Annotated in this window: 18 protein-coding genes and 5 tRNA genes; 17 read left to right on the top strand and 6 right to left on the bottom strand. The window is 67.7% G+C overall.

What is annotated here, in order from left to right; translation table 11 throughout:
• Window positions 1-229: 229 nt before the first annotated feature.
• Window positions 230-1762 carry a polyprenol phosphomannose-dependent alpha 1,6 mannosyltransferase MptB gene (gene mptB, locus JOD27_RS31575; RefSeq protein ID WP_204765963.1) on the bottom strand — a complete coding sequence of 511 codons (1533 nt, stop codon included), beginning with the start codon at window positions 1760-1762 and terminating at the stop codon, window positions 230-232.
• A gap of 95 nt (window positions 1763-1857) precedes the next feature.
• Between mptB and JOD27_RS31570 the strand changes: the two genes are divergently transcribed.
• The 13 genes from JOD27_RS31570 (at window position 1858) to JOD27_RS31510 (ending at window position 9589) form a co-directional block, all read left to right on the top strand.
• On the top strand, window positions 1858-2559 hold the full coding sequence (locus JOD27_RS31570; protein ID WP_307830436.1) for a helix-turn-helix transcriptional regulator: 702 nt from the start codon (window positions 1858-1860) through the stop codon (window positions 2557-2559).
• Window positions 2556-4010, top strand: a complete 1455-nt coding sequence (gene sufB / locus JOD27_RS31565; protein WP_204765962.1) for a Fe-S cluster assembly protein SufB — start codon at window positions 2556-2558, stop codon at window positions 4008-4010. Before JOD27_RS31570 ends, sufB begins: the two co-directional genes overlap by 4 nt.
• 1 nt (window position 4011) lies before the next feature.
• Window positions 4012-5169 (top strand): Fe-S cluster assembly protein SufD, encoded by a 1158-nt coding sequence (sufD, locus tag JOD27_RS31560; RefSeq protein ID WP_204765961.1) that lies wholly within the window; start codon window positions 4012-4014, stop codon window positions 5167-5169.
• A complete protein-coding gene (locus JOD27_RS31555; RefSeq protein WP_204765960.1) occupies window positions 5166-5483 on the top strand; it encodes a non-heme iron oxygenase ferredoxin subunit in 318 nt (105 codons plus the stop codon). The genes sufD and JOD27_RS31555 overlap by 4 nt, the downstream gene beginning before the upstream one ends.
• 26 nt (window positions 5484-5509) lie before the next feature.
• Window positions 5510-6283 carry a Fe-S cluster assembly ATPase SufC gene (gene sufC / locus JOD27_RS31550; RefSeq protein ID WP_189259065.1) on the top strand — a complete coding sequence of 258 codons (774 nt, stop codon included), beginning with the start codon at window positions 5510-5512 and terminating at the stop codon, window positions 6281-6283.
• Window positions 6284-6310: 27 nt separating this feature from the next.
• Window positions 6311-7588 carry a cysteine desulfurase gene (locus JOD27_RS31545; RefSeq protein WP_204765959.1) on the top strand — a complete coding sequence of 426 codons (1278 nt, stop codon included), beginning with the start codon at window positions 6311-6313 and terminating at the stop codon, window positions 7586-7588.
• Window positions 7589-8029: a Fe-S cluster assembly sulfur transfer protein SufU gene (sufU, locus tag JOD27_RS31540; protein WP_030470337.1), complete on the top strand. Its 441-nt coding sequence runs from the start codon at window positions 7589-7591 to the stop codon at window positions 8027-8029. It abuts the gene before it with no gap.
• On the top strand, window positions 8026-8412 hold the full coding sequence (locus JOD27_RS31535; RefSeq protein ID WP_189259067.1) for a metal-sulfur cluster assembly factor: 387 nt from the start codon (window positions 8026-8028) through the stop codon (window positions 8410-8412). The genes sufU and JOD27_RS31535 overlap by 4 nt, the downstream gene beginning before the upstream one ends.
• Window positions 8413-9109: 697 nt before the next feature.
• A tRNA-Gly gene (locus JOD27_RS31530) sits at window positions 9110-9182 on the top strand.
• Window positions 9183-9193: 11 nt separating this feature from the next.
• Window positions 9194-9267, top strand: a tRNA-Leu gene (locus tag JOD27_RS31525).
• Between the two features lies 1 nt (window position 9268).
• Window positions 9269-9341, top strand: a tRNA-Leu gene (locus tag JOD27_RS31520).
• A gap of 95 nt (window positions 9342-9436) precedes the next feature.
• A tRNA-Ile gene (locus tag JOD27_RS31515) sits at window positions 9437-9513 on the top strand.
• 1 nt (window position 9514) lies between these two features.
• A tRNA-Val gene (locus JOD27_RS31510) sits at window positions 9515-9589 on the top strand.
• Between the two features lie 61 nt (window positions 9590-9650).
• Here JOD27_RS31510 and JOD27_RS31505 read toward each other — a convergent pair.
• Window positions 9651-10061 carry a CBS domain-containing protein gene (locus JOD27_RS31505; RefSeq protein WP_204765958.1) on the bottom strand — a complete coding sequence of 137 codons (411 nt, stop codon included), beginning with the start codon at window positions 10059-10061 and terminating at the stop codon, window positions 9651-9653.
• A gap of 155 nt (window positions 10062-10216) precedes the next feature.
• Between JOD27_RS31505 and JOD27_RS46910 the strand changes: the two genes are divergently transcribed.
• From JOD27_RS46910 to JOD27_RS31490, 3 genes are read left to right on the top strand one after another with little or no spacing between them, the layout of a single operon-like run.
• A complete protein-coding gene (locus JOD27_RS46910) occupies window positions 10217-11476 on the top strand; it encodes a prenyltransferase/squalene oxidase repeat-containing protein (RefSeq protein WP_204765957.1) in 1260 nt (419 codons plus the stop codon).
• Window positions 11473-12576 (top strand): cytochrome P450, encoded by a 1104-nt coding sequence (locus tag JOD27_RS31495; RefSeq protein ID WP_204765956.1) that lies wholly within the window; start codon window positions 11473-11475, stop codon window positions 12574-12576. The genes JOD27_RS46910 and JOD27_RS31495 overlap by 4 nt, the downstream gene beginning before the upstream one ends.
• Window positions 12564-13394, top strand: a complete 831-nt coding sequence (locus JOD27_RS31490) for a UbiA prenyltransferase family protein (protein WP_204765955.1) — start codon at window positions 12564-12566, stop codon at window positions 13392-13394. The genes JOD27_RS31495 and JOD27_RS31490 overlap by 13 nt, the downstream gene beginning before the upstream one ends.
• Here the strand turns inward: JOD27_RS31490 and JOD27_RS31485 are convergent.
• From JOD27_RS31485 to JOD27_RS31470, 4 genes are all read right to left on the bottom strand, one after another.
• Window positions 13391-14191, bottom strand: coding sequence for an SAM-dependent methyltransferase (locus JOD27_RS31485; RefSeq protein ID WP_204765954.1), 801 nt, complete (start codon window positions 14189-14191; stop codon window positions 13391-13393). The two genes, JOD27_RS31490 and JOD27_RS31485, sit on opposite strands and share 4 nt — an antisense overlap.
• 69 nt (window positions 14192-14260) lie before the next feature.
• The gene (locus tag JOD27_RS31480; RefSeq protein ID WP_307830435.1) at window positions 14261-15325 is read right to left on the bottom strand and encodes a carboxylate-amine ligase; all 1065 of its coding nucleotides are present in this window, start codon (window positions 15323-15325) and stop codon (window positions 14261-14263) included.
• A 154-nt stretch (window positions 15326-15479) separates the two neighbouring features.
• The gene (locus tag JOD27_RS31475; protein WP_204765952.1) at window positions 15480-17153 is read right to left on the bottom strand and encodes a GGDEF domain-containing protein; all 1674 of its coding nucleotides are present in this window, start codon (window positions 17151-17153) and stop codon (window positions 15480-15482) included.
• Between the two features lie 42 nt (window positions 17154-17195).
• On the bottom strand, window positions 17196-18161 hold the full coding sequence (locus JOD27_RS31470) for a lycopene cyclase family protein (RefSeq protein WP_239569809.1): 966 nt from the start codon (window positions 18159-18161) through the stop codon (window positions 17196-17198).
• A 10-nt stretch (window positions 18162-18171) separates the two neighbouring features.
• Here JOD27_RS31470 and JOD27_RS31465 point away from each other — a divergent pair, with 10 nt between their 5' ends.
• Window positions 18172-18630, top strand: coding sequence for a nitroreductase family deazaflavin-dependent oxidoreductase (locus JOD27_RS31465; protein ID WP_204765951.1), 459 nt, complete (start codon window positions 18172-18174; stop codon window positions 18628-18630).
• Window positions 18631-19027: the final 397 nt, after the last annotated feature.

Here is a 19027-nt window from a genome sequence, read left to right as displayed (position 1 = left end):
TCCGTCCAGCGGCTGGTCACAATGCCAGCGCCGCTTACGGCACCACAACCGAGTATCGCGGCCACCTCGCATGCCCGACGGGAAAGCCGAGAAACCTCAGAGCCCGACCGCCTAACGCAACCTCGCACGCAATCGTCGCGAAGCGGCGATGAAAAAACCAACGCTCGTCAATAACCCTCCGGAAACGGCAACGGCAACGCGAAGCGAGCCGAACAGCCCCCGAAGCGGTTCACGCGGGGTCGGACTTCAGAAACGGTCCAACCCGCTTCCGAGCGATCAACACACAAACCGCAAACGTGATCACCGCACCGGCAACCGCCTGCGGCACCGTGTAAGCCCGCCCGTCGAACGCAGACCCGGTGGGCGGCAAGATCACGGCGATCACAGCGGACGTCACCATCGCGAACGTACGGAACTTCGGCCCGACCACGGCGGTCGCCAGCGGGAGTGCCGCCCACAGCACGTACCAGGGCTGCAGCACCGGCCCGAGCACCAGGATCGCCCCGAGGGCCGCCCCCAGCCCGTTCATCGCCTTGATCCGCCCCTTGAAGCTGCGCCACAGCAGGATCACCGTGATCACGACCGACACGCCCTGCCCGAGCAGCCGGGTCAGCGAGATCATGGCCTCGGTGTGGTTGCCGAGGCCGAGCATGATGCCGGTGCCCGCGCCCAGGAAGCCCAAAGCGGTGGGCGGCGACATCCACGATTTGACGGTCGACGCGACGTTCAGGGTCTGGATCCAGCCGAACCCGAACCCGGTGCCGAGGCAGATCGCCACCACGCCGACGCCGGCGATCACGGCCATCACCCCGGCCACCAGCACCAGGTGCTTGACCTGCCCGCCGAGTTTGCGCGCCACCAGAACGCCGAGGAAGCCCAGCGCGGCCATCGCCGGGATCTTCACCATCGCGCCGCACACGATGATCGCGGCACCCAGCGTGATCCACGACCACCGCAACGGTTCCAGGCCGCGCATCGCGAGTTCCAGACCGACGAGCATCAAGCCCAAGGCCAGGCCGTCGTTGTGCACGCCGATGACGATGTGGAACAGCACCAGCGGGTTCAGCGCGCCCAGCCACAGCGCGCCGACCGGGGGCACGCCGAAGCGGGCGGCCAGGCGGGGGAGCGCCCACACGATCATCGCCAGGCCGCACAGCACCAGCAGGCGGTGCACGAACACGCCGGACACGACGTGGTCGCCGGTGATCATCGACGTGACCCTGCCGAACGCGAGGAACAACGGGCCGTAGGGCGCCGGGGTCTCGCGCCAGATGTTCGGCACGCCCTTGGTCAGCACGTGGTCGACGCCCAGCGCGTTCGCCGGGCCCAGGACGTAGGGGTCGAGGCCGCGCGCCGCGATCTCGCTCTGCGCCAGGTACGAGTACACGTCGCGCGAGAACATCGGCACGCAGAAGACCAGCGGCACGGTCCACATGAGCAACGTGCGGTCCATCTGGCTGCGTGACACCAGGCGCGCGCGTCCCGGCCGCACGAACCGGCCCAGCGCCAGCCAGGCCGACACGATCATGAAGATGCCGGTCCAGACGACGCCCATCGCCACTGAAGGCATCCTCGAGAAGAGCCCGAGGACGGGTACGCCGTAGAGCGGCGAGTAGATGGGGGCGGCGCCGCCGCCGAGCGATCCGACGGTCAGCAACAACGCGCCGATGGTGCCCCAGCGGCGGACGATGTCCAGCTGACGACGCTCTCGACCGTTCAAGAGGTCGCTCTCCGGAGTCACGGCTCCGCCGGAAGTGGGCATGCGTGGAGCGTATCCAGCCCCGCTCAGTCGTGAGTCAGGTCACCCTGTGACCGGCGATCTTTGCTACCTCAGGCTAAATACGCAACACTGGTGTTGTGAAAAACGCCGAGACCCACCTTGACGCCGTGCCGCAGCACGACGGCAAGACTCGGCGCGCTGTCGCCAGGCTCCTGTTGGAGCAGGGTCCGGTCACCGCGGCAGCTGTTGCCGAGGAACTGGGCATCAGCCCCACGGCCGTGCGCCGTCACATCGACGCACTGCTCGCGGACGGCGAGGCGATCACGAGGGACGCACCCCGCCAGACCCAACGCGGTCGTGGCCGTCCCGCGAAGCTCTTCCTGCTGACCGACGCCGGACGCGCCCGGTTCGGCCACGCCTACGACGACCTCGCGGTCGCCGCGATCAGGTTCCTCGCGAAGACAGGTGGCGAGGAGGCGGTCAAGGCGTTCGCGCAGAGTCGTGTCGACGCGCTCGTGGACCGGCACCGGGCAGCGATCGTGGCCCAGGCCACACCCGCTGACCGGGCCAAGGCCCTTGCGACCGCGCTGACCAGGGAGGGCTACGCTGCGTCGGCACGTCACGTCGGCGTGGGCGAGCAGTTGTGCCAGCACCACTGCCCGGTAGCCCACGTGGCGGCTGAGTTCCCCCAGCTGTGCGAGACCGAGACGGAAGCTTTCGCGGCCCTCCTCGGTTCTCACGTACAGCGCCTCGCGACGATCGCAAGCGGCCATGCCGTGTGCACGACGCACATCCCGAACGTTCAACGGATCCCAGATGATGGAGGGGAGCCCGCATGACTGCCGCTGCCGAGCAGCGCACGCCCACCACGGTGCAGTCTCCGCTCACGCAGGAAGAGACCATCGCGTCTCTCGGCAACTACGAGTTCGGCTGGGCCGACTCGGACACTGCCGGCGCGAGCGCTCGCCGAGGCCTCAACGAGGACGTCGTCCGCGACATCTCGGCGAAGAAGAGCGAGCCCGAGTGGATGCTCGAGTACCGGTTGAAGGCGCTGAAGCTCTTCGACCTCAAGCCGATGCCGAACTGGGGCGCCGACCTCTCTGGGATCGACTTCGACTCGATCAAGTACTTCGTGCGGTCCACCGAGAAGCAGGCCCAGAGCTGGGAAGACCTGCCCGAGGACATCAAGAACACCTACGACCGCCTGGGCATCCCGGAGGCCGAGAAGCAGCGCCTCGTCGCCGGTGTCGCCGCCCAGTACGAGTCGGAGGTCGTCTACCACAAGATCCGTGAGGACCTCGAGGAGCAGGGCGTCATCTTCCTCGACACCGACTCGGGTCTGCGGGAGCACCCGGAGCTGTTCAAGGAGTACTTCGGCTCGGTCATCCCGGCCGGTGACAACAAGTTCTCCGCGCTGAACTCCGCGGTGTGGTCCGGCGGCTCGTTCATCTACGTGCCGAAGGGCGTGCACGTCGAGATCCCGCTGCAGGCCTACTTCCGGATCAACACCGAGAACATGGGCCAGTTCGAGCGCACGCTGATCATCGTCGACGAGGGTGCCTACGTGCACTACGTCGAGGGCTGCACCGCGCCGATCTACTCGTCCGACTCGCTGCACTCGGCCGTCGTCGAGATCATCGTGAAGAAGGGCGGCCGCTGCCGCTACACGACGATCCAGAACTGGTCGAACAACGTCTACAACCTGGTCACCAAGCGCGCCAAGGCCGAAGAGGGCGCGACCATGGAGTGGATCGACGGCAACATCGGTTCCAAGGTGACCATGAAGTACCCGGCCGTCTTCCTGATGGGCGAGCACGCCAAGGGCGAGGTCCTCTCGATCGCGTTCGCGGGCGAGGGCCAGCACCAGGACGCCGGCGCGAAGATGGTCCACCTGGCGCCGCACACCTCCTCGACCATCGTGTCGAAGTCGGTGGCGCGCGGCGGTGGCCGCACCTCCTACCGCGGCCTGGTCCAGGTCAACAAGCGGGCGCACCACTCGAAGTCCACGGTGAAGTGCGACGCGCTGCTGGTCGACACGATCAGCCGATCGGACACCTACCCGTACGTCGACGTGCGCGAGGACGACGTCGCGATGGGCCACGAGGCCACGGTCTCGAAGGTCTCCGAGGACCAGCTGTTCTACCTGATGTCGCGCGGCCTCAACGAGGACGAGGCCATGGCGATGATCGTGCGCGGGTTCGTCGAGCCCATCGCGCGCGAGCTCCCCATGGAGTACGCCCTCGAACTGAACCGCCTGATCGAACTGCAGATGGAAGGGGCCGTCGGCTGACATGGCCGCCCTGTCGACTCAACCTCACTCCCACGGTGCTGTTGTCCCGGTGACCTCGCGCGCCGAGCACTTCACGTCCTACGACGTCGAGGCGTTCGAGGTGCCGGGCGGCCGTGAGGAGATCTGGCGTTTCACGCCTCTCAAGCGTCTGGCCGGTCTGCACTCCGGCGCTGCGGCAACGGGTTCCGCTGCCGTTGAGGTGAACGCCGCAGCCGGTGTCACCGTCGAGACGGTCGGTCGTGACGACGAGCGCCTCGGCAAGGCCGGTGTGCCCGGCGACCGCATCGCGGCGCAGGCGTACTCGTCGTTCGAGGACGCCACCGTCGTGACGCTGCCCGGCGACGCGAAGTCCGAGCCGACGACCGTCACGGTGACCGGCGCGGGCGCGGGTTCCGTTGCGTACGGCCACGTTCTCGTGAAGGCCTCGCAGTTCGCCGAGGGCACGGTGGTCCTGGACTACCGCGGTTCCGGCGCGTACGCGGAGAACGTCGAGTTCCTCGTCGCGGACGGCGCGCACCTCCAGGTGATCGCCATCCACGACTGGGCCGACGACGCCGTGCACGTCTCGCAGCACCACGTGAAGCTCGGCCGTGACGCGTCGATCAAGCACACGGTCGTGACGCTGGGCGGCGACGTCGTGCGCATCACGCCGGTCGTGCAGTACGCGGGCAAGGGCGGCGACGCCGAGCTGCAGGGTCTGTACTTCGCGGACGCGGGGCAGCACCAGGAGCACCGCCCGTTCATCGACCACTCGCAGCCGAACTGCCGCAGCAACGTCACGTACAAGGGCGCGCTGCAGGGCGAGGGCGCGCACACCGTGTGGATCGGCGACGTGCTGATCCGCGTTGCGGCGGAGGGCACCGAGACCTTCGAGCTCAACCGCAACCTGGTGCTCACCGACGGCGCGCGCGCCGACTCGGTGCCGAACCTGGAGATCGAGACCGGCGAGATCGAGGGCGCGGGCCACGCCAGCGCCACCGGCCGGTTCGACGACGAGCAGCTGTTCTACCTGCAGGCGCGCGGCATCCCGGAGGAGCAGGCACGTCGTCTCGTCGTGCGCGGCTTCTTCCAGGAGCTGATCGCGAAGATCGCCGTCCCCGAGGTGCGCGAGCGCCTCGAGGCCGCCATCGAGGCAGAGCTCGAGGCGGTCGGGGCGTGATCCGCGTGTGTGCACTGTCCGAACTGGACGACCGCAAGCCGTTCGCAACCGAGATCTCCGACGTGTCGGTGGTCCTGGTGCGCAACGGCGAGCGGGTGCACGCGCTCGCCGACGAGTGCTCGCACGCGGCGGTGTCGCTGAGCGAGGGCGAGGTCTCCCGCAAGAAGGGGATCGAGTGCTGGTTGCACGGGTCGTGCTTCGACCTGGAGACCGGCAAGCCCTCCTCGCCGCCCGCCACCGAACCGGTCGACGTCTACGCCGTCGACATCCGTGACGGCGATGTTTTCGTCGACGTCACCGTCACCACGAACTGACTTAGTACCAGGAGATACAGGTAGTCATGGCCACGCTCGAGATCAAGGACCTGCACGTCTCGGTCGTCAGCGAGGACGCCCCCAAGGAGATCCTCAAGGGCGTCGACCTGACGATCAAGGCGGGCGAGACCCACGCCATCATGGGCCCCAACGGCTCCGGCAAGTCCACGCTGTCGTACGCGATCGCCGGTCACCCGAAGTACGAGATCACCAGCGGCAGCGTCACGCTCGACGGCGAGGACGTCCTCGAGATGTCCGTCGACGAGCGCGCCCGCGCCGGCCTCTTCCTCGCCATGCAGTACCCGGTCGAGGTCCCCGGCGTCTCGATGTCGAACTTCCTGCGCACCGCCGCCACCGCCGTCCGCGGCGAGGCCCCGAACCTCCGCCACTGGGTGAAGGAGGTCAAGGGTGCGATGGCCGACCTCGACATCGACCCGGCGTTCGCCGAGCGTTCGGTCAACGAGGGCTTCTCCGGCGGTGAGAAGAAGCGCCACGAGATCCTGCAGCTGGGCCTGCTCAAGCCGAAGGTCGCGATCCTCGACGAGACCGACTCCGGCCTGGACGTCGACGCGCTGCGCGTCGTGTCCGAGGGCGTGAACCGCTACAAGGCTTCCGGCGACGTCGGCGTCATGCTGATCACGCACTACACCCGGATCCTCAAGTACATCGAGCCGGACTTCGTGCACGTGTTCGCGAACGGCCGCATCGTCGAGTCCGGTGGCCGTGAGCTCGCCGACCAGCTCGAGAACGAGGGTTACGTGAAGTACACCGGCAAGGCGGAAGCCGCCAGCCTGTCCTGACGTTGCAGGTGTTGGAGAGGAGGCGCTGTGACCACCACCGCAGCACCATTGGATGTAACCGCTCTGAGGGCGGACTTCCCCATCCTGTCTCGCACCGTTCGTGACGGGAAGCGCCTGGTCTACCTGGACTCCGGCGCCACCTCGCAACGCCCGACGCAGGTTCTGGAAGCCGAGAAGGCGTTCCTGGAGCAGCACAACGCTGCTGTGCACAGGGGCGCCCACCAGCTCGCCGAGGAAGCGACCGACGCCTACGAGGGTGCGCGCCAGCGCATCGCGGACTTCGTCGGCGCCGACTTCGGTGAGCTGGTGTTCACCAAGAACGCCACCGAGGGCTTCAACCTCGTGGCGTACGCGATGGGCAACGCCGCGACCTCGGGTCCCGAGGCCGCGCGGTTCGTGCTGAACCCCGGTGACGAGATCGTCGTGACCGAGATGGAGCACCACGCGAACCTCGTGCCGTGGCAGCAGGTCGCCCAGCGCACCGGCGCGGTCCTGAAGTGGTTCAAGCTGACCCAGGACGGTCGTCTCGACCTGTCCGATGTGGACAGTGTGATCACGCCGCGCACCAAGGTCGTCGCGTTCACGCACCAGTCGAACGTGACCGGTGTGATCAACCCCGTGGACGTCCTCGTCGCGGCCGCGCGGAAGGTCGGCGCGCTCACGGTGCTGGACGCGTGCCAGTCCGTTCCGCACGGCCCGGTCGACTTCCACGAGCTGGGCGTCGACTTCGCGTCGTTCTCCGGTCACAAGATGCTCGGCCCGTCCGGCATCGGTGTCCTTTATGGACGGCGTGAGTTGCTGGAGGCGTTGCCTCCCTTCATCACCGGCGGCTCGATGATCGAGCTGGTGAAGATGGAGGGCTCGACGTTCGCGCCGCCGCCGCAGCGCTTCGAGGCCGGTTCGCCGATGACGTCCCAGGCCGTCGGTCTGGGCGCGGCGGTGGACTACCTCAGTGTCGTCGGCATGGAGCGGATCCACGCGCACGAGCACGCGCTGACCGTTGCCGCGCTGGAAGGTCTGTCGGGCATCAAGGGTGTCCGGCTGATCGGGCCTTCCGATGCCGTCAACCGTGGTGGCGCCGTGCCGTTCGAGATCGAGGGCGTCCACCCGCACGACGCGGGCCAGGTGCTCGACAGCCTGGGCATCGCCGTGCGCGTCGGCCACCACTGCGCGTGGCCGCTGCACCGCTGCCTGAACGCCCAGTCGTCGGTGCGCGCGACGTTCTACCTGTACAACACGATGGACGAGGTCGACGCACTCGTCGACGGCGTCCGCGAGGCGCAGAAGTTCTTCGGGGTGGCCTAGATGCAGCTCCAGCAGATGTACCAGGAGATCATCCTGGACCACTACAAGAACCCCCACGGCCGCGGCCTGCGTGACCCGTACGATGCCGAGTCGTTCCAGGTCAACCCGACCTGCGGCGACGAGGTGACGCTGCGCGTCCACGTCGTCGACGACGTCGTGCAGGACGTCTCCTACGACGGCCAGGGCTGCTCGATCAGCCAGGCCTCGACGTCGGTGTTGACCGACCTCGTCGTGGGTAAGCCGGTGGGCGAGGCGTTCAAGAAGATGGACGCGTTCGTCGAGCTCATGCAGGGCCGCGGCCAGGTGGAGCCCGACGAGGACGTCCTGGAGGACGGCATCGCGTTCGCCGGTGTCGCGAAGTACCCGGCACGCGTGAAGTGCGCGCTGCTGGGCTGGATGGCGTTCAAGGACGCAGTCGCACGAAGCCAGGGAGCAGCATGAGCACCGAAGAAGTTGTCCGGGGAGCCGAAGGCATGCCGGTCTTCGAGCCCAAGGCTGACGTCGCCGCGCTGGACGACGTGGAAGAGGCGATGCGCGACGTCGTCGACCCGGAACTCGGCATCAACGTCGTGGACCTGGGCCTCGTCTACGACATCCGCATCGACGAGGAGAACGTCGCCACCATCGACATGACGCTCACCTCGGCGGCCTGCCCGCTGACCGACGTCATCGAGGACCAGACGAAGGCCGCCCTGACCGGCGGCGCCGGCGGCGGTCTGGTGAAGGACTTCCGCATCAACTGGGTGTGGATGCCGCCGTGGGGCCCGGAGAAGATCACCGACGACGGCCGCGAGCAGCTGCGCGCGTTGGGCTTCACCGTCTGACCTTTTGTCCTGCTGAACGGCGCGCATCCACCTGGGTGCGCGCCGTTTCTCCGTTCAGCCCCGGATCCGGTCGAGGAACACCGGCGCCAGCAGGTCGGTGGAGGTCGACGCCCGCGCCTCGGTGAGGCTGACCAGGCGGTCCACGCCGTGTCCGGTCCGCCGTCCCGTTCGGTCGCGGTGCGACGATCAGCTCACCGACCTGCACGACGCACCGCACCGAGGTGACCAGCTCCTCGGGCAGATCGGCCGGGACGGTGTAGGCGCCGACCCACAGTTCCGGATGGCGCCCGCCGAACCCCGGCCGGTTCCTCGTCATGGTCACTGTCGAATCAGACACCGCTCGAGAATCCACTATCTGGAACACCATTAAATGCGTTGCACGGCCTCCCGGCCGTCACATAACTTGATCCCAGCAAGACGGACAGAGATCAACCGGAGGAAGACATGCTCACCAAGGCTCAGCTCGCGGGATGGCGAATTCTCGCCTTCGTCGCCGGTTGCCTTCTGGTGCTGGCGTGGGGCTCCAGGCCGTGACCTCGTAGCAGGTCGAGACCTCGGAGCCGCCAGGGACAATCCCCGGCGGCTTTTCTTTTGCCCTACCCACAATGCCGACGAGCTTCGGAAGCGGAACGGATTCCAAACCCGTTTCCCGAGGGTTCGACTCCTTCCGTCGGTGCCGCACAACTGAATGACGCACGCGGTCGTGGTGAACTCGGCGGACACGTCGGTCTTCCAAACCGAAGCAGAGGGTTCGATGCCCTCCGGCCGCTCGCGGCAAGAAGTGGATCTAGCCCAACTGGTAGAGGCACATGGTTGAGGGCCATGACAGTCGGGGTTCGACTCCCCGGATCCGCACGCCCTCGTAGCCCAACGGCAGAGGCAACGCGCTCAGAACGCGTCCAGTCCAGGTTCGAATCCTGGTGAGGGCACCGCACCAACCACAACTACATGGGGGGACGCGCCGGTGCGCAGACGATCCTTGCAAGATCGCCGTGGAGGGTTCGACACCCTCGTCTTCCACTGTCGTCCCGTAGCTCAGCTGGAGAGAGCGTCCGTCTGATACGCGGTAGGTCCCAGGTTCAAGTCCTGGCGGGACGACCACCGTCCGGTAGCTCAGGGGAAGAGCATCTGTCTTACAAGCAGAGGGCCCCAGGTTCGAAACCTGGCCGGACGACCACCCTTCCCGCACGAAGCCGCAGCCCGCCGTGACCCCGGCGGGCTGCGGTGTCTCACGGCGTTCAGGCGTAGACCCGTTCCACGAACGACGCCAGCTGCTCCTCCGGCAGGTGCCGCGCCAGATCGGCCTCCGACACCATCCCGACCAGCTGGTCGTTCTCGATCACCGGCACCCGCCGGATCTGGTTCTCCTCCATCGTCGCCAGCACGTGTTCCAGCGAGTCCTCCACGTCGACCCAGTGGACGTGGCCGCCGAACTCGCCGCACCGGGTGGTGCTCAGGTCGAGCCCGCCCGCGACGGCCCTGATCACGATGTCGCGGTCGGTGATGATGCCGCGCAGCCGGTCGTCGGAGTCGCAGATCGGCAGCGATCCGACGTCGAGGTCACGCATCATGCGGGCGGCCTCGACGAGGCTCGCGTCCGAGTCGACGCACCGGACGCCGGGGTGCATGATTTCGCGAGCTGTAGTCATGACTCCCAGGATCCGCCCGGCTGAACCACCCTGCAGGTTTGGCCCGCTGAACGGCCTAAACCCTTGCGGGCTCAACGGTCCGGAGTGCTACTCTCTGTGGTCCTACGGTTACGCAGGTGCTACCTCCGGGGGCCGCGATGGATCTGTTAGCGGAAGTGACCGACGATCCCTGGAGCGGAATCACACCGTCCGTGTACGAGACAGGCAGACTCGTCGCGCTGGCGCCGTGGCTGAACGGACACGAAGCCAGACTCCGATATCTCCTCGACACCCAGCACCCCGACGGCACGTGGGGCGGACCCGGCGAATACGCGCTGGTCCCGACCCTCAGTGCCGTCGACGCTCTTCAGGAGCACCCGGCGGCGCGCAGAGGTCTCGAAGCGCTGCGCAAGCTGCTCAGCCTGCCGCTGACGCTGCCGGACACGGTCGCGGTCGAGCTCATCGTGCCCGCGCTCGCCGAGAGACTCGGCCTGCGCACACCGTTCGACCCGCGTCCGCTGCACGCGCTGAGACAACGGCCGCTGCCGGAGAAGCTCTGGCACACGCTGGAAATCTTCGGTCCCCGTCCCGAGGTCAGGACCGTCGACGGCATCGTCGCCGCCAGCCCCGCGGCCACCGCCGTCCAGCTGGGCGGCCCCAGACCGGGTCCGAGCCTCGACTACCTCGACACCGTCCAGCGACGGCACAGAGGTCCTGTCCCCGCAGGAGTTCCGGTCCCGCTGTTCGAACGTTCCTGGATCATCGTCGCGTGTAAGTCCGCGGGGCTCGACGTCCCCGACCCGATGGCCGAGAAGATCAAAGCCGCGTTCGGCCCCGAAGGCGCGGCAGGCGGTCCGGGACTTCCGGCCGACGCCGACGACACCGCCACCGCACTGCACGCGCTCGCGTTGTGCGACAGCCCTCGCCCCGCCGATGCCCTCGGTCGTTACCGGGAAGCCCGCCACTTCGCCTGTTTCCCGAACGAGCGCACCCCGTCGACCAGCACGAACGCCCACGCGCTCCAGGCGCTCGGCCACGATCGGCAACTGGAGGAGTGGCTGCGCGACATGCAGCAGCCGGAAGGGTTCTGGCGCGACAAGTGGCACGCCTCGTCCTACTACGCGACCGCCTGTGTCACTAACGCCCTGCGCGGCAACGAAAAGGCCGTCGACTGGGTGCTGCGGACACAACGGGACGACGGCTCGTGGGGCAGGTGGGAAGGCACCTACGAAGAGACCGCGTACGCCATCAGGATCCTGTCGCACTCCCTCCGTGACGTCACCGAAGCGGTGACCCGTGGCGCGAAGTTCATGCAGGACTGGGGAGATCGCCCGCACCCGCCGCTGTGGCACGACAAGGACCTGTACTCCCCGACGAGAATCGTCCGGGCAGAAGGCATGGCGGCGCTCCACCTCGCGTGCGCGGTGCGCCGATGAACCGCACCGAGCTGAGGTTCGCGCTGCAGCTGATCCCGTTCCTGGACTCGGTGGAGGACTTCGAGGACGGCATGGTCAAGCTCCGGGAACGGCGCTGGCTCGTCTGGCACCCGGATGTGATGGCCGCGCTGTTCCGTCACGACCGCGACCTGCGCCACCCGCCGAGCCGCACGCTGAGCCCGTTGCTGGGCAACCGTTCCGTGCTGTGGCTCGACGGCGAGGAGCACACCGCGTACCGCCGCACCCTCACGCCCATGTTGCGCGGCAACAGGTATCAGGCCCTCATCGACGAGATGGTCGAACGCTCGATCGCCGAGCTGCCGACCGGTGCGCCGGTGGGCCTTGCCACCTGGACGAGAAAGCTCACGCTCAGGATCATCGGCCGGATCGTCTTCGGCGCGGACGACGACGAGCTGCTCACCGCGTTCACCCGCTGGCTCGACCGCCGCCTCGGCAGTCGCGTCCGCACGCTCGCCCGCCGCTACTTCACGCCCGGTGCGACGAGATCCGACCCGCACCTCGACCGAATGCTGCTGCACCGCGCGCACATCGCGGAACCACCGGCCCTCGCCGCGTCCCTTCCACCGGAGGACCTGCGCGACCAGGTCGTCTCGCTGCTCTTCGCCGGCCACGAAACGACAGCGTCGGCCACCGCCTGGACGGTGTACTGGATCGACCGCACCCCAGGCCTCGCCGAACGGCTCCTCACCGACGAGTCGTTGCTCGACGCCACGATCGCGGAGTCGCTGCGGCTGTCCCCGCCGGCCACGCTCGCCGGGAACCGGATGAGCGACGACGGCATGGTGATCACCCCGAGCATCTACCTGGCGCACCGCCGTGCCGCGACCTACGAGAACCCGCACACCTTCGACCCCACCAGGAAGCCACCACCCCCTGGCGCGTTCTTCCCGTTCGGCGGGGGAGTGCGCCACTGCCCCGGCAAAGACCTGGCGCTGCTGGAGATCAGGACGATCGTCACAGCTCTGCTGCGCCACCGGCGGATCAGCCTGACCACACCCCGCTCCTGCGCCCCGCAGCTGCGGGGCGCCGCGATGGCGCCGCCGCCGAGCCTCGCGATGGTGGCCACGTGCCGGCGCTGACCCGTCTCCACCGCCTGGAACACCCCTTCGGTGTGCACTACGCGTGCTGCGCCGCGTGGGGTGCCTGCTACGCGACGAGATTCGACCTCGCCGTGGTGATGGCCGTGCTCGCCAACTTCGTCGCGATCATCTCCGGCAACCCGCTCAACGCCTACGCCGACGTCCGCAACGACCTTCACACCGCGGAGAAACGCCATCTGGCCCAGGCGGTGCAGGAGATCGGCGCGCACAAGGTCCTCGCACTGGCGATCTTCGAGATGATCTTCGCCCAGGCGCTGGCGGTCGCCGTCTCGTGGCGGGTGGCGGTCGGCGTCGGACTGATCCTGGTGCTGTACCTGGCGTACAACCTCGAACCGATCAGGTTGAAACGGCGTGGTTATTCCGGTCCGGTCGTGCTGGCGATCGCCGCGGGGCTGTTGCCGAGCATCACCGCCTATGCGGCAGCCGGGGGACAGGCGGACCCGGCGGTGTGGCTCGTCTTCTCCGGTGTCGCGGTGCTCGCGACCGGCCGGGCGCTGTGGTGGGCGGTCCCGGACCGTGTCGGCGACGCCCACGTCGGGTCGAGAACACCGGCCGTCGTGTACGGCACCAGACATGCCGTCAACGCGACGACACAGCTGACCGTGGGCGGGTTGCTGTTGGTGGGCGGCGGTCTGTGGTTCAGGTTCGGCTGGATGTGGGCGGCGGTGGGCGTGGCGGCGTGCTCGGCCTTCCTGCTCGCGCGGAACCTGCCCACCGCCAAACAACAGCTGCGTTACGGCATGTCGACTGCTGTCGTGTCGACGATCGTGCTGGCCGCGATCCCGTTGCTGGCTTAGATTTTGCGCGCGAGGCCGCCGCACCCCTGGAAGTTCTCCGGGTTGCGGTCCTGGATCTCGTCGGGATCCGGTTCCCACAACGGGATCGGCACCACGCCCGGCGCGAGGATCTCCATGCCGTCGAAGAACTGCACCACCTGCTCCGGGTATCGGAACGTGAACGCGGGCACCGGCTGATTCCCGTACATGGCACCGAAAAGCTCCACGGCGGCCAGCATGAACGGGTCGCGGCAGGTGTGCGACAGCCCGAGATAGCTGCCCGGTGCCAACGCGTCCATGTACTTGGCAAGCACCTTGTGCGGCTCGGCGCTGTCCGGGACGAAGTGCAGCACGTCGAGCACCAGCACGGCGACCGGCTCGGAGAGGTCCAGCGTCGAGTGGACCTCCCGCGACTCCAGCACCTTCTCCGGGTGGCACAGGTCCGCGCAGAGGTACGCGACCTGGGGGTTGCCCGCCACGATCTCGCGGCTCTCGCTCGCCACGGCCGGATCGATCTCCACGTACACCACGCGCGCGTCGGGCGCGACGAGGTGCACGTTGTCCGCGGTGGGCAACCCGGAGCCCAGGTCGATGAACTGCCGGATCCCCAGCGCGGACAGTCTGCTGACGATCCGGCCGAGGAACGCGCGGTGCGTGCGGCACAGGTACGGCAGGTGCGGTGCCGCGGACACGAGATGGGACGCCAGCTCTTGGTCGGCCTCCGTGTTGTGGGTGCCTCCGAGCCAGTAGTCTCTGACGCGCGCGGTGTTGGGTTTCTCCGGACCGTTCACTCCCGGTGCCCAGATGGGGGTGGCCACGGAGACTAACTACCGGATCCTGGCTTGGAATAACACCAGGAAAGCCCAAGGTGTAGCCGATCGAGTGAATCAGGCCGGTGCGGTCTGCGCGACGAGGAACCCGACCACGTCGTCCAGCCTCCCGCGCCGCGCGAACGCCCTGCGTTGCCGCGCCGCGCCCGTGCCGTCGAGCAGCAACCTGTCGAGGCCGTCGCTCACCATCTCGTAGTCGTCGGCGAACTCCAGCGCTGGCCGCACCCACCGCAGCAACGACGCGGCGATCGTCGACGCCGGTGTCGGCGCACCCGTCACGGGGTCGATGCCGAAACCTTCCAGGCCATCGCGCGCGGCACGCCACATCGCGACCTTCAACAGATGCGGAGGGATCGGCGTGGGCGCCACCCCGGAACTCAGCGCGGTGGACGCGATTCCGCGCACGAGAGCGGCCATCAGGACCGCTTCCTCCACCGTCGGCGCGACGTCCGACACCCTCAGTTCGAGCGTGGGGTGGCGAGCGGACAACCTGACGTCCCAATAGAGCATCCCGGCGTCTATCGCCGCTCCGCTCGCGACGATCTCCTCCCGTGCCCCGTGGTACTCGGCCGCGGAGTCGAAGTGCGGCGGTGCACCCGAAGTGGGCCAACGGTTCCAGACCACGTAGCGCCAGCTCGAGTACCCCGTGTCGCCGTCGAGCCAGTACGGCGAATTCGCGCCCAGCGCCAGCAAGGTCGGCAACCACGGCCGCAGGTGGTTGCTCACGAAGATCTTCGACTCGTCGTCGGGCAGCCCGATGTGCACGTGACAACCGCAGATCGCGAGATCGTTGGTGAGAGCGCCCATCTCCTGGGCCATCCGGTGGTAGCGCGGGGAGTCCGTCAACGGCGTGGGCATCGTGAGGCCCAGCACGGGAGTTCCCGTCGCGGCCAGCCTCGCCTCGTGCCGCGCCGCCCGTTCGATCAACGCCCGGCGCGCGACGGTGAGCTCGTCCCGCAGCGCCGTCATGTCCGTGCAGATTCCACTGGCCGATTCCACCTGGTACTGCGCGATTTCCGGCTGCAGGTCGACCTCGTAGCGGTCGGCGCCGGCGAGCACATCCCTGGCGCGGTTGGCCAGATGGCCCGTGGATGCGTCGACGAGAACGAATTCTTCTTCCACACCAACGGTGAGGAGGCCTTCGATGCTCGTGCGTTGCGCGGGTACCGATTGAGTTCTGCTGCCGACCTGCACGCCGAACCTCCTGTGCGCTGAGTAGCGACCTCGATGCTATGAGTGATCAGGTCGTCGCACAGGAGGCGTTTGGTTGTACTTGTCAACTCACCGCGCGTTGCGCGACACCACGCAGCACATCGCGTCGTTCGCTGCCCGGCCGGCCCATGACCCAGCTGGATCCGGCGAGCGACTTGGCGTGCTCCTTGACTGGCGCCAGCAACCGCGACACCTCGCGATACGACCCCACTGACCCCGCGGCACAGATAAGGGTCGCAAGAGAGAGGGTGATGTGTCGTCCCTCCGCCGTGTACGGCTTGTCGAGCAAACGGGCACTCAGCGGCACCGTTTCGTCGAGCCCGGCGAGAATCAGGAAGTCGTCACCGCCGACGTGCCCGACCTGCACACCGGGGAACGCGTTCGCGAGATCGGCCAGGTCGTGCCCGATCTCGCGGATCAGGTCGTCGCCCGCAGCGAACCCGACGGTGTCGTTGACCTGCTTGAAGCTGTCGACGTCCAGCCACGACACCGCGAAGATCTCGCCGACCTCGATGCGCCGGTCGACCTCCTTCGCGAGCGCGTCGCTGCCGGGCAGGCGCGTGAGCGGGCTCAGCGCGGCCGCCTGCTCCACCTTGAGCTCCGCGACGCCGCGCACCACGTCCGCAACGCGCACAACACCCATGCACCGCTCGTTGTGGTCCACGACGATGAGGTCGTCGTTCGTACGCTCACGGTTCGCATGCGCCACCACGTCAAGAAGGTCGAGCGCGGACGCCTCAGTGCCGATGATGTGCGGCTTGTCCGCGAGCCGTGCGGCTTCTCGTTTCGCGTGCAGGGCGTGCCCGTACGGCCCGGTGACCGCGAGCAGGAACCGGTTGCGGTCCACCGACCACTTCGGCCGGCCCTCGTCGTCGACGAGCACCACGCCCGTGACGGTCGGCTGGCTCGCCAGGACCTCGCGGACCTCCTCGCTGGTGGCGTGCTCGGGCAACGTGGTGGCGGGGTGCAGGAAGTCGGTGACCCTGGGACCGGCGTTGCGCCGGATCTCCCCGGTCTCAGTGACCGCCTCGGGGGCGATGCGGGCGTTCACCGCTGGTCTTCGCTGCGGGGGCGCGAGCATGTTGCCCTGCGCGTGCCCCACTCCCAGCTTGCGCAGGTACGTCAGCTGCGCCTCGGTCTCCACACCCTCGGCCACGACCTGACCGCCGGTGTACTCGCCGAGGTGCACCAACGACCGCACCAGCGCACACCGCGCCGCGTCGTCGGGCAAGGTGCGCACGATCTCGCGGTCGAGCTTGATGAAGTCCGGCGCGGCGCTCGTGAGCAGCCCGAGCGGCACGTCCCCTTCGCCCACGCAGTCGAGCGCGACGCGGAAGCCGTTGTTGCGCAACGTCTTCAGCCCGCGGGCGAGCCGGGCGCGGTTGGCGCGCGAGTACGGCTCGCCGACCTCGATCACGATGCTGTCGGGGGAGCGCCGGGCGTCCCTGAGCGCGCCGTAGAGCGGGCTCAGGACGTCGGGCCTGTCCGCGACCGTGATCGCGAGCAGGTTGACGTGCAACGGCAGCATCAGGTCGAAGTCGGCAGCCGAGCGGACGGCCCGGCAGGCGAGTCCGACGTCGGCGTTGGTCAGCAGTCCCGCCTGGAAGGCGGCCTGGAGCAGATCCTGCACGCTGCCGTCGCGCGGTCGGGCCAGGGCCTCCACCGCTACGACGCCCCCGGTGTTCAGGTTGAACAGCGGCTGGAAGGCGAACCTGACGTCATCCAGTAAGGCGGGCACGTCTCAAATCGTGCAGGGGCGAATGACCCGCTCCAAGAGGGTTCACCAGGAGTTCATCATCTTGGCGCGAAGGCGCCACGGTGCGGCGCTGAACAGTTTCGCCATCGCGGCGGACGTACCGCGTACGTCCTCACGGCCCGACAGGTACGCACGTTGCAGTTCCGCCGGAAGCTGGAAGAACAGCTCGAAGAAGTCCCTTGTCTCGTCGGCGTCCATGCGCAGCAGCACCTCCAGTCCGAACCGCCTGAGTTTGTGGACGATGCGCGCGTTGCGCGACCAGATGACGCGCTTCGGATCCTCGCCTGCCTTGACGGCGTGAGCGACTCTCGGCGCGAGCGCCAGTGACGTCGCGACGCTGTAGCCGGTCGCAGGGTGGATGAAGCCCGCCGACGCGCCGAACGCCAGGCCTTGTGCTCGTGGTGCGTCAAGAGGGAAGCGGACGCGCTCCTCTTGTGGGCCCGGTTCCAGCCGTGTGTGGAGTCTGCGGCGGAGTTCGCTGAGCGGCATGCCTGGACGGCGGGCCAGGCAGGTCTCCTCGACGAGGACCTTGTCGTCACCGAGTGGGACTCGGTAGAGGAACGTGTCGCCGATGCGCCAGTCCATCAGCGTGGTCTCGGTGCTGTCGGACTCGATGACCGTGCCCACGGCCGTTTGCTCGGCACGGCCCTTGCGCGCGCCTGTGGCGTTGAACGTGTAGCGCGCCTCTGCTGGTTCTCTGAGGACCTTCACGTCTGGCGGCAGTTCGTGGAGGCGTGCGTTGTCGAGCACGACATAGGTGCGTTGGATCAGGTGCTCCTCGCGCGCGTACGCGCGAACAGTCGTGCTGATGGCCCTGGTCGGCGTGTCAGGTGGGAGCTCGTCGGCCCACGCTCCGTAGGTCGCCCTCCAGATGCGATCCGGGTGACGGTCGACGATCGCGGTGTCGAGGCCTACTCGTGCGCAGGCGCGGGCCAGCGCACGACCCGCTGGGCCGCCGCCGATCACGAGGACGTCGAACACGAGGTCCATGATTGACGCCGTGGCCAAGACCTTCCGCTCGACCCTCCTCCGGCGCGTCGGCAACGTAGTCATCAGCCGTGCCGTCGCATTGGGGATCGCGCCTTCTCACTACGTACTGCTGTCCATCCGCGGCCGACGCAGTGGTGTGGAGCGAACGATCCCCATCCGACTGATGTGTCACGACGGGCAGGAGTGGTTCGTCGCGCCGTACGGGGTCCGCGACTGGGTGCACAACGCACGGGCCGCCGGCGAAGCGGTCGTGCGAAGGGGACGTAGGTCACGTCAAGTGCGTTTGGTGGAGGTTTCCGCGGCCGTCGCGGCGCCGGTGCTCGCCGCATACGTGCGGAAAGAGCCCGTGACGAGGCCTTTCTTCGACGCACGCGTCGGCGACCCCGTGTCGGCGTTCGAGGCGGAGGCTGACCGCCATCCGGTGTTCCGTGTCGAGAACCCGCAGGTCAGCGGTCGTTTCGAGGACTAGGCGACCCCCCGATTTGGAGAGCCGATCACCCCCGTGTAATGTTCTCTCTGCCAGCGCGGAACGGGCCGGAAATCAAAACCGGAACGAGCGGGGCACAAGCCGGGACAAAGAGCCTCTGAGAGGCCGATTTGACACCGGCGCGAAACACCAAATAAGCTTCAGCAACACAAGCCCCGAGAGAAACTCTCCGGAAACGGAGAATGGAACCGGTGAGCGCGTGTTCTTTGAGAACTCAACAGCGTGCCGAAACACAGCCAGTAATATGAATACTCCTCGTCAGGAGTATTCCTTTGAGTAGTTTTACCAGATTGCCAGACATATTCCGTCTGGAGCGATCACAACGATCCTTATTGGAGAGTTTGATCCTGGCTCAGGACGAACGCTGGCGGCGTGCTTA

This window comes from Lentzea nigeriaca (assembly GCF_016907955.1).
Classification (GTDB): Bacteria; Actinomycetota; Actinomycetes; order Mycobacteriales; family Pseudonocardiaceae; genus Lentzea; species Lentzea nigeriaca.
This window is presented reverse-complemented; position numbering and strand designations above follow the sequence as displayed.

Bases quoted from the DNA above. Each gene is read 5' to 3' on its own strand.
- sufB (WP_204765962.1), top strand. From the start codon at position 2,556: ATGACTGCCGCTGCCGAGCAGCGCACGCCCACCACGGTGCAGTCTCCG.
- sufD (WP_204765961.1), top strand. From the start codon at position 4,012: ATGGCCGCCCTGTCGACTCAACCTCACTCCCACGGTGCTGTTGTCCCG.
- JOD27_RS31505 (WP_204765958.1), bottom strand. From the start codon at position 10,061: ATGACTACAGCTCGCGAAATCATGCACCCCGGCGTCCGGTGCGTCGAC.
- sufC (WP_189259065.1), top strand. From the start codon at position 5,510: ATGGCCACGCTCGAGATCAAGGACCTGCACGTCTCGGTCGTCAGCGAG.
- JOD27_RS31470 (WP_239569809.1), bottom strand. From the start codon at position 18,161: ATGGACCTCGTGTTCGACGTCCTCGTGATCGGCGGCGGCCCAGCGGGT.
- mptB (WP_204765963.1), bottom strand. From the start codon at position 1,762: ATGCCCACTTCCGGCGGAGCCGTGACTCCGGAGAGCGACCTCTTGAAC.
- JOD27_RS31495 (WP_204765956.1), top strand. From the start codon at position 11,473: ATGAACCGCACCGAGCTGAGGTTCGCGCTGCAGCTGATCCCGTTCCTG.
- sufU (WP_030470337.1), top strand. From the start codon at position 7,589: ATGCAGCTCCAGCAGATGTACCAGGAGATCATCCTGGACCACTACAAG.
- JOD27_RS31535 (WP_189259067.1), top strand. From the start codon at position 8,026: ATGAGCACCGAAGAAGTTGTCCGGGGAGCCGAAGGCATGCCGGTCTTC.